The 14,533-nt window shown below is 67.6% G+C and carries 12 protein-coding genes and 1 CRISPR repeat array; of the genes, 11 read left to right on the forward strand and 1 reads right to left on the reverse strand.

Going from position 1 to position 14,533, the window contains the following annotated elements:
* Positions 1-31: 31 nt before the first annotated feature.
* Together OC439_RS27965 and OC439_RS27970 are read left to right on the forward strand one after the other, a co-directional pair.
* Complete coding sequence (locus OC439_RS27965; protein ID WP_262016038.1) at positions 32-202, forward strand: hypothetical protein; 171 nt, start codon at positions 32-34, stop codon at positions 200-202.
* Positions 203-298: 96 nt separating this feature from the next.
* Positions 299-934, forward strand: a complete 636-nt coding sequence (locus OC439_RS27970) for a hypothetical protein (protein WP_262016039.1) — start codon at positions 299-301, stop codon at positions 932-934.
* On the opposite strand, the gene OC439_RS27975 is transcribed toward OC439_RS27970, so the two are convergent.
* Positions 891-2,195, reverse strand: a complete 1,305-nt coding sequence (locus OC439_RS27975; RefSeq protein ID WP_262016040.1) for a serine/threonine-protein kinase — start codon at positions 2,193-2,195, stop codon at positions 891-893. The two genes, OC439_RS27970 and OC439_RS27975, sit on opposite strands and share 44 nt — an antisense overlap.
* Positions 2,196-2,410: 215 nt before the next feature.
* Between OC439_RS27975 and OC439_RS27980 the strand changes: the two genes are divergently transcribed.
* The 9 genes from OC439_RS27980 to cas2e are packed head-to-tail and all read left to right on the forward strand — an operon-like array spanning position 2,411 to position 13,560.
* A complete protein-coding gene (locus OC439_RS27980; protein ID WP_262016041.1) occupies positions 2,411-4,516 on the forward strand; it encodes a UvrD-helicase domain-containing protein in 2,106 nt (701 codons plus the stop codon).
* Entirely contained in the window at positions 4,513-7,356 is a 2,844-nt protein-coding gene (cas3, locus tag OC439_RS27985) for a CRISPR-associated helicase Cas3' (RefSeq protein WP_262016042.1), read from the forward strand. Before OC439_RS27980 ends, cas3 begins: the two co-directional genes overlap by 4 nt.
* 26 nt (positions 7,357-7,382) lie before the next feature.
* Positions 7,383-9,050, forward strand: a complete 1,668-nt coding sequence (gene casA / locus OC439_RS27990) for a type I-E CRISPR-associated protein Cse1/CasA (protein WP_262016043.1) — start codon at positions 7,383-7,385, stop codon at positions 9,048-9,050.
* On the forward strand, positions 9,047-9,718 hold the full coding sequence (gene casB / locus OC439_RS27995; RefSeq protein WP_262016044.1) for a type I-E CRISPR-associated protein Cse2/CasB: 672 nt from the start codon (positions 9,047-9,049) through the stop codon (positions 9,716-9,718). Before casA ends, casB begins: the two co-directional genes overlap by 4 nt.
* Positions 9,715-10,839, forward strand: coding sequence for a type I-E CRISPR-associated protein Cas7/Cse4/CasC (gene cas7e, locus OC439_RS28000; RefSeq protein WP_262016045.1), 1,125 nt, complete (start codon positions 9,715-9,717; stop codon positions 10,837-10,839). The genes casB and cas7e overlap by 4 nt, the downstream gene beginning before the upstream one ends.
* Entirely contained in the window at positions 10,836-11,537 is a 702-nt protein-coding gene (gene cas5e, locus OC439_RS28005) for a type I-E CRISPR-associated protein Cas5/CasD (RefSeq protein WP_262016046.1), read from the forward strand. Before cas7e ends, cas5e begins: the two co-directional genes overlap by 4 nt.
* Positions 11,538-11,539: 2 nt before the next feature.
* Complete coding sequence (gene cas6e / locus OC439_RS28010) at positions 11,540-12,205, forward strand: type I-E CRISPR-associated protein Cas6/Cse3/CasE (protein WP_262016047.1); 666 nt, start codon at positions 11,540-11,542, stop codon at positions 12,203-12,205.
* A gap of 12 nt (positions 12,206-12,217) precedes the next feature.
* On the forward strand, positions 12,218-13,171 hold the full coding sequence (gene cas1e, locus OC439_RS28015; RefSeq protein WP_315985956.1) for a type I-E CRISPR-associated endonuclease Cas1e: 954 nt from the start codon (positions 12,218-12,220) through the stop codon (positions 13,169-13,171).
* A complete protein-coding gene (cas2e, locus tag OC439_RS28020; RefSeq protein ID WP_262016049.1) occupies positions 13,171-13,560 on the forward strand; it encodes a type I-E CRISPR-associated endoribonuclease Cas2e in 390 nt (129 codons plus the stop codon). The genes cas1e and cas2e overlap by 1 nt, the downstream gene beginning before the upstream one ends.
* A gap of 135 nt (positions 13,561-13,695) precedes the next feature.
* A CRISPR array of direct repeats spans positions 13,696-14,395; the repeat unit is 28 nt; unit sequence GGATCACCCCCGCGTGCGCGGGGAGCAG.
* Positions 14,396-14,533 lie beyond the last annotated feature (138 nt).

Here is a 14,533-nt window from a genome sequence, read left to right on the forward strand (position 1 = left end):
TTACATCCATCCAGGTTCGTGGGAGGACCCAATGCCACGTCGCGGACGCAGCACGACCGTCGGAAAGTTCGCCAAGCTGTACCAGGACCGCCGGGTCTCCGAGATCCGCATGCTCGGCGAGTCGATCCGTCTGGAGCAGCGGATGGCGTCGCCGGAACGCACCGTCGAGCCCTCGATCTCGGAGCTCATCTCAGCCCGCTGACCAGCCCTACCGCTACATTCACCGTCTACTTGAGGAGGACCATGAACACCTTTGTTCGCAGCCGTCTCGTCAGTCGCTTCGACATGCTTCCCGCCAGTGGAATACCTGCTGGCTGGCGCGCATCGCTACGGTGGTCGCGCCGCCATCTCTATCGATACGCTTGCGCGGGTTCGTCTTGACCCGGACGTCGGTCGTGCTGTGGCCCAGGCGTACATGGCGGCGCCGACGTGTGAAGAGCGTGCCTTCAAGTCTTACGCCGCGTTCTGCCGAGAGACAGTGCGTCAATATCACTTCCTGGTCGGCCGAGTCGAGTTCGGCGGCCTCGGATTGGCCGTGCGCGTCGTCGACGATGATCCGTACACGTGCGCCGAGGCCATGGCAGCCGACCTGCGGCGGCGTCGGTTGAGAGTGTGGGCGAGCGCGGCGAGCGGCAACTCGCACCCCTACCTCAGCGACGGGGAGAACGACATGTTCCGCGCGGTCCACGACGCGTTCGGGCATGCGGCCAGCGGTCGCGGCTTCGACCGTCACGGGGAGGAGGCGGCCTGGATGAAGCACGCGTCGATGTACTCGGCGCTCGCCCGGCGTGCCATGACGACAGAGACGCGAGGGCAGAACTGCGCACAGATATTCCACTACCAAGGGGCCCGATTTCCCGAGCAGAAGGCAGCTCTGCTGCCGTCGGCGTTCAGCGACCCCGGCCGCCGGCCGATCCTGATCGGGAACCAGTAGCCGTCTTGATGTTGCCGAGCTGTGCGATCTCTTGGCGCAGCTCCGCAACGATCGCGTCGTCGGACGCGGCCACGCGGAGGCGGTCCTGAAGTAGCTTCTCCAACTGCCGGCGCGCTCGGTCGTGTTCGCCGAGGGGAACATGGGCCAGCGCGGCGCGGCGCCGGAAGTCGAGGACCAACTCGTGGCCGTCACCGTGCCGCTGTGCGACATCGTCGGCGAGTTGTCGCCACGCTCGAGCGGCGGCGCGGTGTTCCCCGGTCTCCTGGAGGCGCTCAGCCTGCTGCTTGGCCAGGTCGGCGTCCCATTCGCTCTCATCGGCCAGCGGTCCCGCGGGCGCCGCCGTCGAAGTTGTCGACTGGCCGAGGACGGCAGCGTAGGCGCGTACGGGATCGATGCCGTCGGTGACGACTCCGGGCAGAGGTGGAAGGTTGTCGGCCAGCACTACGAGCGCGCGGTACGTCTCGGCCGCGCTCGTCGGCCGATCGTGCGGACTGACCGCCATCAGCGAGTAGATCAGGTCGTCGAGCTCGGCCGGAACGTCGGCGCGGAACTCGGTCGCCCGCGGCGGGGGGTCCCCCAGCTGGCGATGGACCGTGGTCATGGTGGTGAGGCCGTCGAAGGGCGCCCGGCCCGTGAGCACGTCGAACAACGTAGCGCCCAACCCGTACAGATCGGTGCGATGGTCGACAGGGCTGTTGGTGACCTGCTCCGGAGCCATGTAGCCGATGGTGCCGAGGCTCTGGCCCGACTGCGTGATACGCGAGTATCGCTCGTCATCTCGCATCACGGCCAGGCCGAAGTCGAGGACCTTGACGGCGCCACTGCGGTCCAGCATGACGTTGCTCGGCTTGATGTCCCGATGAACTAGATCGATGCGCTGCGCGGCAAGCAAGACGCTGCTGATCTGGGCGCCAATGGCAGCTACCCACGCGATCGGGAGTGGGCCGTGCTCGGCGACCAGGTCCGACAGTGTGATGCCATTGATCCTTTGGAGAACCACGAAGGGCCGGCCGTCGTGCTCGCCGATGTCGTAGATGGCGGGTATGCCAGGGTGGTCGAGCCGGGCGGTCAGAAGCGCCTCTCGGCGAAAGCGACGCACCAGGTCCGCTTCCAGGGCACCGACGACCTTGACGATCACCGGACGGTCCAATAAGGCGTCACGGGCTGGCCAGACCTCGCCCATCCCCTTGTGCGCCAACGGATACCGGCTTACCGCGTACCGACCCTTGAGGCACTCGCCCGCCACCACGTTCGTCAGCATAGCCGCCGTCCACACTCCAGCGGACTAGCGACATCACCGTGAGCGTCGGCTACAAGACAGACGCTTGCAAACGCACTTCACAAGTGCTCTACTGGCGACGAGTGTGAGCCGGATGGATGTCTCTCCCGGCGAGCCGCGGTCGCCTGCTCAGGTCACGGGCGGCTGCAGGGGTGCACTGAATCCTGTTCGCCGATCCATACCGGGGGAGAAACGATATGGCTGAGTTGGCCATCGACAGGGGTTTTCTCCCCGCATACGCCAAACTCGATCGCCGCGTGCAGCGCGCCGTCGACGCGGCCATCGGAAAGTTCGCGCAGCACACCCACGCCGGGATGCACCTGGAGAAGCTCACCGGGGCACGAGACCCAAACATCCGTACGATCCGCATCGATCAGTTCTATCGCGGAGTCGTGGTCGCTCTCGGCGCGCAACGCTACGCGCTGCTGAACGTCCTGCCGCACGATGACGCGATCGCCTTCGCCGTGAGCCGACGCTTCACCGTCAACCAGGCGATCGGCGTCCTGGAGATGCGCGATCAGGCGGGCATCGAGGAGTTCGCCCGCACGACCTCGCACGAAGACCCCGGCAAGGGCCTGTTCGTCGACGTCTCGATCGCGGACCTGACACGACTCGGCGTGGACGAAGACCTTATCCCGCTGCTGCGGCTCATCACCACCGACCGGCAACTCGAGAGCCTGGCCGGGCGGCTTCCTGACGTGCAGGCCGATGTCCTACGCGGTCTTGCCAGCGGACTGACTGTCCAGGATGTCTGGATCGAGTTGGCCGACCGGATCGTCAGCGGCGTGGACACCGAGGATCTGCTGGCAGCTGCCCGCCGTACACCCGAGCGAATCGCGTTCGTCTCCGGGCCGGTGGAGTTGGCCGCCATTCTGGCTCATCCGTTCGACGTGTGGCGCACCTTTCTGCACCCCACCCAGCGCGACGTCGCCTTCCGCGAGGCCTACAGCGGTCCGGCGCTGGTCACCGGCAGCGCCGGCACGGGTAAGACCGTCACCGGCCTGCACCGGGCGGTCTTCCTCGCGCAACGCCTGCCCGGCGACGGTACGAAGGTGCTGCTGACCACCTTCACCAGGGCGCTCGCCGACGCCCTCAGCCGGCAGCTGCACCGTCTGACCGAAGACCCGACCGTGCGCGCGCGCATTGACGTGATCAGCGTCGACAGGCTGGCGTACGAGATCGCCACCCGAGGAGACAAGAAGATCAACATTGTCGAGAACGAAGTGCTCGACGGTCTTTGGGAAGCGGCGGCGAAAGCCGGCCCCACCTACCTCAACCGGTCCGGCCGGACGACCACGTTCAGCGGCGCCTTCCTCCGACGAGAGTGGGAGCAGGTGGTGCTGGCGCAGCAGCTGAACAGCATGACGGCCTACCGTGACGCCCCACGTCGAGGGCGTGGGGAAGGGCTCCGCGCGGCGCAGCGGGAGCAGGTATGGACCGCCATCGAGTCAGTCGTACGCGAACTGGCCAGGCGGCGGCTGCGCACCCACACACAGCTCGCCGACGACGCAGCCGTGATGGCCAGCCAGTCACCCACGCCGTATCGACACATCGTCGTGGACGAGGGGCAGGACCTTCATCCGGCTCAGTGGCGCCTGCTACGTGCTCTCGTTGCACCTGGCCCCAACGACCTGTTCCTGCTCGCCGACCCATACCAAAGGATCTACGACAGCCACGTGTCGCTGGCGCAGCTCGGCATCCACGTCCGAGGCCGGACTCGCAGGCTCAACGTCAACTACCGAACCACGCACGAGATCCTGGACCTGTCGGTCCGGGTTCTCAACGGCGAGGCGGCCATCGGCCTCGACGGCGAGGACGACACGCTGCGCGGCTACCGCTCCGTGACTCGCGGCGGCGCGCCCACCGTGAAGGCGTGCGTGAGCCGGGAGGACGAGCGCGAGGCGCTGATCGAGCAGGTGGGTACCTGGCTCGACCATGGCGTCGAACCCCACGCGATCGGCGTCGCCGCCCGTACCGGACAGATGGTCACCGTCATCAGCAGGACGCTACGGGAGGCCTATATCCCCGTGGCCGACGAGAAGCGCGGAACAGACGGAGTCCGGGTCGCCACCATGCATCGCATGAAGGGTCTCGAGTTCCAGTGCCTGGCAGTCGTCGGACTGGACGAGGGCGCCCTTCCCGCGCCTCACGCGGTGACGCCGCTGACTGAAGATCCGCACGCCCACAAGCAGGACCTGCAGCGCGAGCGGTGCCTGCTGTTCGTTGCGCTGACCCGGGCCCGCGACGTGCTCTACCTGTCGCACAGCGGCCATCCCAGCTCACTCCTGCCGGAGCAACGATGAACCTCCACACCGGCTCGCACGGACCGAAGCTGGGCGACGCCGCCCGGGCGGTCTGGGGAAAGACCGACCGCAAGGGCACGTCGCCGGTCGGATGGCTTCCGCTTTGGCGGCATCTCGCCGACTCCGCCGATGTGGCGGGCCGGCTGTGGGACCACTGGCTCAGCCCTGCGGTACGCCGCCGTATCGCCGACGAACTGCCCGACGGCGACCGCGATGCCCGTACCCTGGCCGTCTGGCTCGCCGGCGTGCACGACATCGGTAAAGCCACGCCCGCTTTCGCCATCCAGGCACCCGCTCTGGTGCAGCGCATGCGTGACCGAGGGCTCGACTACGACCGGGATCTGATCCGTTCCGATCGCAGGTACGCCCCGCACGCTACCGCGGGGCACGTCATTCTGGCCGACTGGCTGGGCCGACAGGGCCTGACCGACCCGCACCCGTACGCCGTCGTCGTCGGAGGTCACCACGGCGCCCCGCCCACCGACGAAGGTCTCCGCGACGTTCAAATGCGTCGGCACCTGCTCGGAGACCAAGCGTGGGAACAGACGCAGGAAGAGTTGCTCGCCTGGATGACCGAGCGCTGTGCGGCAGCCGATCGGATCGTCTCCTGGGACGCGGTGCCACTGTCGCAGCCCGCACAAGCCGCGCTCACCGGCATCGTCATCGTCGCCGACTGGATCGCCAGCAACGAGGAATTCTTTCCCTACCTGCTCGACGGCTCCGACGCCGACCGGCTGCAAAGCGGCTGGCACCTGCTGGACCTCCCCGTACCCTGGCTTCCGGCCGCGGCGCCGGCGCGGTTGGACGACCTGTTCAAGGTGCGGTTCGAGCTGCCTGTGGGGGCCACCCCTCGCCCTGTCCAGCGCACCGTCGCTGAGCTCGCCGCGACTATGCCCGCCCCTGGGATGATGATCGTTGAAGCGGCGATGGGAGAGGGCAAGACCGAAGCAGCCCTCGCCGCGGTCGAAATCCTCGCCAGGCGGACCGGAGCCTCCGGCTGCTACCTGGCGCTGCCCACCCGGGCCACCAGCGACGCCATGTTCGGTCGGATGCTGTCCTGGCTACGCCGCCTACCCGACGCGCACGCCGACCGCGGAGACCGTGATGTGCGGTTGGCCCACGGCAAGGCGGCGCTCAACCCGGACTACGACCGACTCCGCGCCACATCGCTGCCAAGCGGCATCGCGGAGGACGTCGGTGGTGCCGCCATCGGCGTGCACAGTTGGCTGGCTGGACCGAAGCGGACTCTCCTGTCCAGCTTCGTCGTGGGCACCATCGATCAGTTGCTTTTCGCCGCGCTGCGCGGCAAACACCTCGTGCTGCGACACCTCGGACTGGCAGGCAAGGTCGTCGTCATCGACGAGGCACACGCCTACGACGTCTTCATGAGTCAGTTCCTGGACCGCGCTCTGGAATGGCTCGGCGCCTACGGTGCACCGGTCGTCGTGCTCTCCGCGACCCTGCCCGCCCACCGCCGTGCTGAGCTGATGGCGGCCTATGACCGGGGACGGCTCGGGCCTGAGCCGCCGCCCGGCTGGCGTGACCGAGGCAAGCCACGCATCGACCGGTACGCGGTCCTCCGCAACGATCTGCGCTATCCCCTCGTCACCACCTCAACGGAGGCGCGAGGCGCCACCGCGGTCAGCTGCCCTGAGTCCGGACGCAGCATCGAGATCACGGTCCGTCCACTGGCCGACGATCTGCCGACGATGGTGGAGTTGCTTCGCGACCGTCTGGCCGACGGCGGCTGCGCCCTGATCGTCCGCAACACCGTTGCGCGGGTTCAGGAGACCGCCGCTGCTCTGCGCGCGGCGCTCGGACCGGACACCTCGGTATCGGTGGCGCACTCCCGGTTCATGGCCGTCGACCGCGCCGCGAAGGACCGGTGGCTACGCGACACATTCGGTCCGCCAGGTAGCGCGCAACGGCCACGACGCCACGTCGTGGTCGCCAGCCAGGTCGCCGAACAGTCCCTCGACATCGACTTCGATCTCCTCGTCACCGATCTCGCCCCGATCGACCTGGTGCTGCAGCGCATCGGCCGGCTGCACCGCCATCCGCGCGGCGACCGACCTACCCGCCTCAGGAAACCGGAATGCTGGATCGCCGGAGCTGACTGGCTCACCGAGCCGCCGCAGCCGGTCAACGGCTCCCGCCGTGTCTATCAGCCAGCCGCACTGCTGCGCAGTGCCGCCGTGCTCGTGCCGTACCTCGACGGCCTACGGCTGCGGCTCCCGGCGGACATCGCCCCTCTCACCCAAGCTGCCTACGGTCCTCAACCGGTCGGGCCGCCATCCTGGCAGCCCGCGATGGCCGAGGCCGAAGCGAAACAGCGTGACGAGATCGCCGCCAAGGAGCTCAAGGCTGACGGCTTCCGGCTGGCCAGCGTCGCCGAGCCTGGAGTTTCTCTGATCAGCTGGATCTCCGGTGGCGTCGCCGGTGCCGACGACCGGATGGCTCAGGGGCATGTCCGCGACAGTGACGCCGAGTCGCTCGAAGTCCTCCTTCTGGTGCGGACCTCGGAGGGACTAATCCTTCCGCCATGGATCGACGGAGGTGGTGTACCCGTGCCAACCGCCAGCGTCCCACGATGGCCGATACCCCGTCTGATCGCTCGCTGCACCCTGCCGCTGCCTCGCACGATGACTGCCAACGACGTGATCGATGAGGTCATCGCCGACCTGGAGCGACGCACCGACGTCAGCGCCTGGCAGGACAACCACTGGCTCGCCGGCGAACTCGTGCTCGACGTGGACATCGATGGCAGGGCCACCGTGGCCGGTTTCGACCTGGAGTACAGCGCGGACGAAGGGCTGCGGGTCGTCCGCTCTGGCACCTGAGATCGCTCTTATCGGCAAGGAGACGGATGAATACGAACGCTGCTCCACCTCTTGCGGGATTCTCGCTAACACACGAAGCGTGGATCCCGGTATTGGACGACGAAGGCCGTTGCCGGGAGCTGTCGCTGCAGGAGTTGTTCGACCAAGCCGGCGAGGTCCGCGTGATCGCCTGTGAGCTTCCCACGCAGACGTTCGCGATTCTGCGACTGGCATTGGCGATCTTGCACAGAGCCACCGATGGCCCTCCCAGCGAGGCTGCATGGTTGGCACTATGGCGAGACCGGCGGCTACCGGTCGCGGATGTCCGTGACTACCTCGGAGAGTTCCGGGACCGGTTCGATCTTCTGCACCCGGAACATCCGTTCTATCAGGTCGCCGATCTGCGCGCCTCCAAGGACGGCGCATGCGGGCTGGAGCGCCTCATCGCCGACGTGCCCAACGGCATGCAGTTCCTGACTACCCGCGCGGGTGCGGGCATGGCGTCGATTTCACCGGCCGAGGCAGCCCGCTGGCTGGTGCACTGCCAGGCCTACGATCCGTCCGGAATCAAGACCGGAGCCGTGGGAGATCCTCGGGTCAAGGGTGGGCGAGGCTATCCGATCGGGGTAGCCACGCTTGGCGGGTTGGGTGCCGTCTATCTAGAGGGTGCAACTCTCGCAGAGACCCTTCTGCTGAACCTGCTCCCAGTGGCGCCTGGATGGCAGCGGGCTGACGAGCGGGACGCCCCGGTCTGGGAGCGCGCCCCACAGACGTGCGCCGAAGAGGCCGACGCAACTCGCGGACCGTTCGGGTTGCTCAGCCTCTATACCTGGCAGTCACGACGGATCCGGCTCTTCGGCGACGTCCTCGGCATAACCGGCGCGATGATCTCCAACGGGGACCGCCTGGAGTGGCAGGACCGGCACCTGCTGGAGCCGATGAGCGTGTGGGGACGCAGCGCGCCTAAGGAGCGCGAACAGAAGCGACTCCCGATCTACCTCCCTCGGCCCCATGACCACGGCAGAGCATTATGGCGGGGTCTGCAGACGCTGCTGCCGGCGCCGCCCTCGCCGGGCGCTGACCCGCCGCAGCGGCTCTCGCCGATGGTGCTCCAGCGACTGGCCCGGCTGACAGTCACTGGAGTAGTGGAGTCGGATTTCCAGGTACGGACGCGCGCCACCAGCGTCACCTATGGCACCCAGCAGGCGGTCGTGGACGAGGTGTTCAGCGACGCGCTGACGATGAATGTGCTGCTGCTGGTTGAACACTCCGCACTTCGCGCAACTGCAGTGGACGCCGCTGCCGACGCGGAGGCGGCCGTTAACACGCTGCGACGGCTCGCGGACAACCTCGCCCGAGCCGCTGGTAGTAGGGACCAGGACGGCGGCGAGTCCGCGCGGGCATCGGAGCGCGCCTACGCAGAGCTGGATCGCACCTTCCGAGGATGGTTGGCGGGACTAGGCCCTGACAGCGACCCAGTGACCGAACGCACCGCCTGGCAGCGCCTCGTCCGCCGTGCCATCGGCCGTATCGGCGCCGAGCTTGTAGCCGCAGCCGGACCTGCGGCATGGATCGGCCGCGTCGGCACGGATCGTGCTGGCAGAGAAGTCCACTACTCCAGTTCCCAGGCCGACGCATGGTTCCGCGCAGGCCTCGCCAAGGCGCTACCGATGGCGGCCGAAGCGCCCCAGCAGAAGCAGGAGGAGGCAGCATGACCACAGTCGACCAGCAGCCAACCGCCAGCGCGCCAGCCAGGTCCTGGACTCGCCGACGTACCGACCTCGGAGAACACGTCGCCCGAGCGGTCGGCGCCCTCCAAGCGCGGCTGTTTCGCGACGCGACACAGCCGGAAGCGGTCAGCGCACTCGCCCGGCTACGGCGCGGCATGGGACGCCCACCGGGCTTCGACTTCACCCTTGAGCGATACCTGCAGGTGCCGGAGCACCTACTGGGTCGCCGGCCGGACGACGATGCGCAGCCTGCCGACACGGAACAAGCCGTGCACGACGCGGTGACCCTGTACGCACTGCACCAGCAGTCACGCCGGGAGCGAATGCACGTCGACGGGCGAGGCCTGGGCCGGAGCCTGGCCGACCTCGTACGCGTATCCGGAGGTCCCGAAGGCGTACGTCGCCGCTTCGCCGCGCTCGGCACCGCCAGCACCTACCACGAGAGCATCTATCACCTGCGCAGTCTGATCACCATGCTGCGAGAACACCAGATCCCCCTCGACTACGGGCTGCTCGCCGACGACCTACGGACCCTGCTGCGACCCGGTGGTCAAGCCAGGATCCAGGCCGTCTGGGGTCGCGAGTTCTTCCGCACCAGGCCCGCCACCAACGCTGACGCCTCTACCGACACTTCCGAGGAGAACCTGTCATGAGCCGCACCATCATCGACGTCTACGCGCTGCAGACCGTGCCTCCGAGCAACCTGAACCGTGACGACACCGGCTCGCCGAAGACCGCCGTCTACGGAGGCGTACGGCGCGCACGGGTTTCCAGCCAGGCATGGAAGCGAGCCATCCGGCTGGCCTTTGCCAACCTGCTCGACCGCTCGCAACTCGGTGAACGTACCAAGCGGGTGGGTGAGTCGCTGGCAGCTCGGATCAAGGCCCTCGACCCGAACCTTTCCGACGAAGCAGCCACGGCCCTGGCCGCCGAGGTCTTCGTCGCGGCAGGGCTGGCCAAGCTCGACAAGAAGAAGGGCGAGATCAAGGACATCGAGTCCAGCTACCTGCTCTTCCTGAGCCACCGACAGCTGGACAACCTCGCTTCCGCCGCGCTGGAGGCCTCGGCCGCCGGCACACCTCTGGACAAGGGGCGATTCAAGGAGTTGGCCAGGACCGACCACTCCGTTGACATCGCCATGTTCGGCCGGATGGTCGCCGACATGACGGACATCAACGTCGACGCGGCGTGCCAGCTCTCCCACGCCATCAGCGTTCACGCCGTCGACAACGAGTTCGACTATTTCACCGCCGTCGACGACCGTAAGGCCGATGCCGCCGAGACCGGTGCCGGCATGATCGGCACCATCGAGTTCAACTCCTCCACGCTGTACCGGTACGCGACCGTCGACGTCGACGCACTGCATCGGACGTTGGGCGACGCAGCCGCCACCCGTGCCGCGGTGGAGGCATTCCTGGTCGCCTTCGCCCGTAGCATGCCGACGGGCAAACAGAACACGTTCGCTCACCGGACGCTCCCCGACGCGGTCCTCGTACGGATGCGCGACACACAGCCGGTCAACCTCGTCGGCGCCTTCGAGACGCCGGTACGGGAAACGCACGCCGCCGGTCGGGTCGAGCTGGCCGCGGCCGCATTGGCGAAGCACACCATCGCCGTCGAGCAGGCCTACGGGGAACGGCCGGTCGCCAGCTGGGTCACCCAGGTCGGGGAGCAGACCGCTGTGCTGGCCGACCTCGGCAAGGCGGTCAGCTTCAGCGAGTTGGTCGCCGGAGTAGGGGAGCAGGTCGACCTGGCGCTCGGACAGCCAGCATGAGCGTACTTCTGATGAGGCTGGCCGGCCCGCTCCAGTCGTGGGGCTCGTCCAGCCGCTTCGCTCGCCGCGGCACCGAGGTCGCCCCGACCAAGAGCGGTGTACTCGGCCTGCTCGCCGCCGCGAAAGGCATCCGCCGCACGGAGCCGCTCACCGAGCTGCTGGGTCTGGAGTTCGGGGTACGCCTCGACCAGCCCGGGCAGATCCTGCGGGACTTCCAGACGGCCCGTTCGCTGGATGGCCGGCACAGCGCGCCGCTGACCTACCGCTTCTATCTATCCGATGCGGTTTTCCTCGCCGCGGTCGCGGGGGAGCAGGCGCTTCTGTCGGGCCTCGCGGAAGCGCTCGCTCGACCACACTTCCCCCTCTACCTGGGCCGCCGGTCATGTCCACCGGACGGCCCCATCAGTCTCGGTGTGCACGACGTGACCCTCGACGACGCTTTGGCGGAGCGGCCCTGGCTCGCCTCGCAGTGGTATCAGCGCCGGGCTGCCCGGACCGTGCGACTGGAGATCATCCGCGACGCGCGAGCGGGTGAACCGATAAGCGAGACCGTCCCCGATGAGCCCGTCAGCTTCGACCCTGCTCACCGCCAGCACACCTGGCGGTCGGTGATTCGCCGACACGTCGACGTCAGGAACGACCTCACAGAACGGGCCGCCGTCCCCGAGCACGATCCGCTGAGCCTGCTGGGAGGCTGACCATGTTTCTGACCCGGTTCCAGATCAACCCCGCTCGACGCGGCGCACGCAAGCTGCTCGGATCACCCCACGCCATGCACGCCGCTGTCCGCGCCGCGTTTGCTGCTCCCGAGGATTACGAGCGGGATGGCGCCCGCACCCTGTGGCGGCTCGACACCGCGGCCTCCATGATGGTCTACCTCTACATCACCAGCCCCGGTCGGCCCGATCTGACCCACCTTGTCGAGCAGGCCGGCTGGCCGACGACCGACACGTGGGTCACCCGCGACTACGGCGGACTGCTCGACTCACTACGCCCCGGCCAGGACTGGGCGTTCCGGCTCACCGCCAACCCGGTCCACAGCGGGCGTAAGACCGCGGACTCCAAGGAGACTCAGCGCTTCGGCCGCTTGCGAGAGGAGGACCAGGTCAATTGGCTGATGAGCCGAGCAGCCGACCGCGGATTCCGCGTCGCTACGCAACAGAACGGACGCCCCAACCTGCGGTTGCACCACAGCCAGACGCTGAACTTCAAGCGCGGCCTTACCAAGGTCACCCTGGCCACCGTGACGTATGACGGCATCCTCCAGGTCGCCGACGCGGAGGCCTTCCGCCGCGCGCTGTGCGGTGGCATTGGCCACGGCAAGGCGTACGGTTGCGGCCTCCTGACCCTGGCTCCCGCCGGCTGATTCGGCTCGTCCATGAAAATCCCAGGGGTACCGCCTGCCGAGATTGCCGACTTGACTCGAGCCGAGGACCGGATCAGCTTCCTCTACCTTGAACGCAGCGTCATTCACCGTGACAGCAATGCCATTACCGCTACCAACGACCAAGGGATCGTCCACATCCCCGCGGCCTCGATCGGCGTGCTGCTCCTCGGACCGGGCACCAGCGTCACCCATCAGGCCATTGCCTTGCTCGCCGATCACGGCGCCACCGCCATCTGGGTTGGGGAGCGAGGGGTGCGTTACTACGCCCACGGACGATCACTGGCAGCATCCAGCAGGCTACTTGTGGCGCAAGCTGCTGCAGTTAGCCGTCGAGATCGGCGGTTGGCCGTCGCACGCACCATGTACGCGATGCGGTTCCCGGGCGAAGACACCACACGCCTGACCCTGCAACAGTTGCGAGGCAAGGAGGGCGCACGAGTCCGCCGCATGTACAGGGAGCAGGCCGAGCGTACAGGAGTAGCTTGGCGCCAACGTGAATACGACCGGGAGGACTTCGACAGCGGCGACCCGATCAACCAAGCCCTGTCAGCCGCGCATGCCTGCCTTTACGGAATCGTTCACGCCGTCATCGTCGCGCTCGGCGCCGCGCCTGGTCTCGGCTTCGTGCACACGGGGCACGAGCGGGCCTTCGTCTACGACATCGCTGACCTGTACAAGGCCGAGGTCACGATCCCTGTGGCCTTCGACGTCGTAGCCGGCGACTCGACCGACATCGGATCAGACACCCGTCGTGCAGTACGCGACCGAGTGCATGACGGGGCCATTCTCGCGCGATGCGTACGCGACATCCGCATGCTGCTCCTTCAACAGCAGGGCGGCGGCGAGGTCGAAGAAGAGGCGGAGGATCTCCGACTGTGGGACGGAAGCGGAATCGAGCTGGCCGCAGGGCGCAACTACGCCAACACGGGTGAGGTCGACTTCTGATGACGGTCATCATCCTCACGTCATGTCCACCCGGACTTCGAGGCCACCTGACGCAGTGGCTCTTCGAACTCTCAGCCGGCGTGTACGTCGGGCACATCAGCGCCCGCGTACGGAACAGGTTGTGGAATCGGGTGACCGAAATGGCGGGTGCCGGGCGTGCCCTGATGGTGTTCCAAGTGCGAGGCGAGCAGCGACTGTCGTTCGTCGCGCACGACTATCACTGGACGCCGGTAGATGCGGAGGGCGTGACACTCATGCGCCGACCCGCGGTACCGGTGATCAATCCAGCAGCCGTGGGAGGTTGGAGCAAGGCGGCCAAGCGCCGTCGGTTTGGCCGGCGCGGCCGCGCAGCTACGGCGACTAACGAAACGGAATCGTCGGGATCTTGATTTAACCGCGGGCGAGGAATCACCCCTGCTTACAGGGGAAGCAGATAGGCAATTTGCGCTCGGACTAATGGGCGGATCCCTCCGGGTGTGCGCGGGGAGCAGCTGTCCTGCGCGGCACCCGTTACACCGGTCGGCGGATCACCCCCGCGTGCGCGGGGAGCAGTCGGCCATCTGCCCCACCTGTCAGGGTAAGGGAGGATCACCCCCGCGTGCGCGGGGAGCAGGTGATCGGGGAAGCGCTTCGCAGTGGTCAATGGGGATCACCCCCGCGTGCGCGGGGAGCAGCTGCCTCACCGACGCCGTGTGGAACCAGCTCCAGGATCACCCCCGCGTGCGCGGGGAGCAGGGGCACCGCAACTGCGTCGGCTGCGGCGCACTGGGATCATCCCCGCGTGCGCGGGGAGCAGGCCACCTCGACCAGGCCCTCTTCGCGGAGCAGCAGATCACCCCCGCGTGCGCGGGGAGCAGGCCTTCACATCGATCGGGTCGATACTCAGCGCCGGATCACCCCCGCGTGGGCGGGGAGCAGGAGACCGTCCCCGTGGACGAGCTGGACGCCGGAGGATCACCCCCGCGTGCGCGGGGAGCAGCCGTCCGAGCAGGACCGGCTGACCGTCGATCAGGGATCACCCCCCGCGTGCGCGGGGAGCAGGCGACCGGCCCGGCCTCCCCGAGAACGCTGCCCGGATCACCCCCGCGTGCGCGGGGAGCAGGACGACGGCAAGAAGGCGAAGATCCAGGGCGACGGATCACCCCCGCATGCGCGGGGAGCAGTTGTCTTTCTCGTTCCACTCGACGTCGCCCACCGGATCACCCCCGCGTGCGCGGGGAGCAGTCGGCGGGCCGCCGCGTGACCGAGGAGCCATTTTCATCGTGACGGTGCAGGTCACGGGTGGTTCGGGAGGCCCGTGTCCATGCAGGACGAGGCTCCCGGTAAGACAGCAATCGACCAAGATCAGATGCCCCAACCGGG

This window comes from Micromonospora sp. Mcm103, from assembly GCF_024519755.1.
Lineage (GTDB): Bacteria > Actinomycetota > Actinomycetes > Mycobacteriales > Micromonosporaceae > Micromonospora > Micromonospora aurantiaca.

Coding starts and splice junctions, on each gene's coding strand:
- casB (WP_262016044.1), top strand. CDS start 9,047: ATGACCACAGTCGACCAGCAGCCAACCGCCAGCGCGCCAGCCAGGTCC.
- cas5e (WP_262016046.1), top strand. CDS start 10,836: ATGAGCGTACTTCTGATGAGGCTGGCCGGCCCGCTCCAGTCGTGGGGC.
- cas6e (WP_262016047.1), top strand. CDS start 11,540: ATGTTTCTGACCCGGTTCCAGATCAACCCCGCTCGACGCGGCGCACGC.
- OC439_RS27965 (WP_262016038.1), top strand. CDS start 32: ATGCCACGTCGCGGACGCAGCACGACCGTCGGAAAGTTCGCCAAGCTG.
- OC439_RS27975 (WP_262016040.1), bottom strand. CDS start 2,195: ATGCTGACGAACGTGGTGGCGGGCGAGTGCCTCAAGGGTCGGTACGCG.
- OC439_RS27980 (WP_262016041.1), top strand. CDS start 2,411: ATGGCTGAGTTGGCCATCGACAGGGGTTTTCTCCCCGCATACGCCAAA.
- casA (WP_262016043.1), top strand. CDS start 7,383: ATGAATACGAACGCTGCTCCACCTCTTGCGGGATTCTCGCTAACACAC.
- cas3 (WP_262016042.1), top strand. CDS start 4,513: ATGAACCTCCACACCGGCTCGCACGGACCGAAGCTGGGCGACGCCGCC.
- cas2e (WP_262016049.1), top strand. CDS start 13,171: ATGACGGTCATCATCCTCACGTCATGTCCACCCGGACTTCGAGGCCAC.
- cas1e (WP_315985956.1), top strand. CDS start 12,218: ATGAAAATCCCAGGGGTACCGCCTGCCGAGATTGCCGACTTGACTCGA.
- cas7e (WP_262016045.1), top strand. CDS start 9,715: ATGAGCCGCACCATCATCGACGTCTACGCGCTGCAGACCGTGCCTCCG.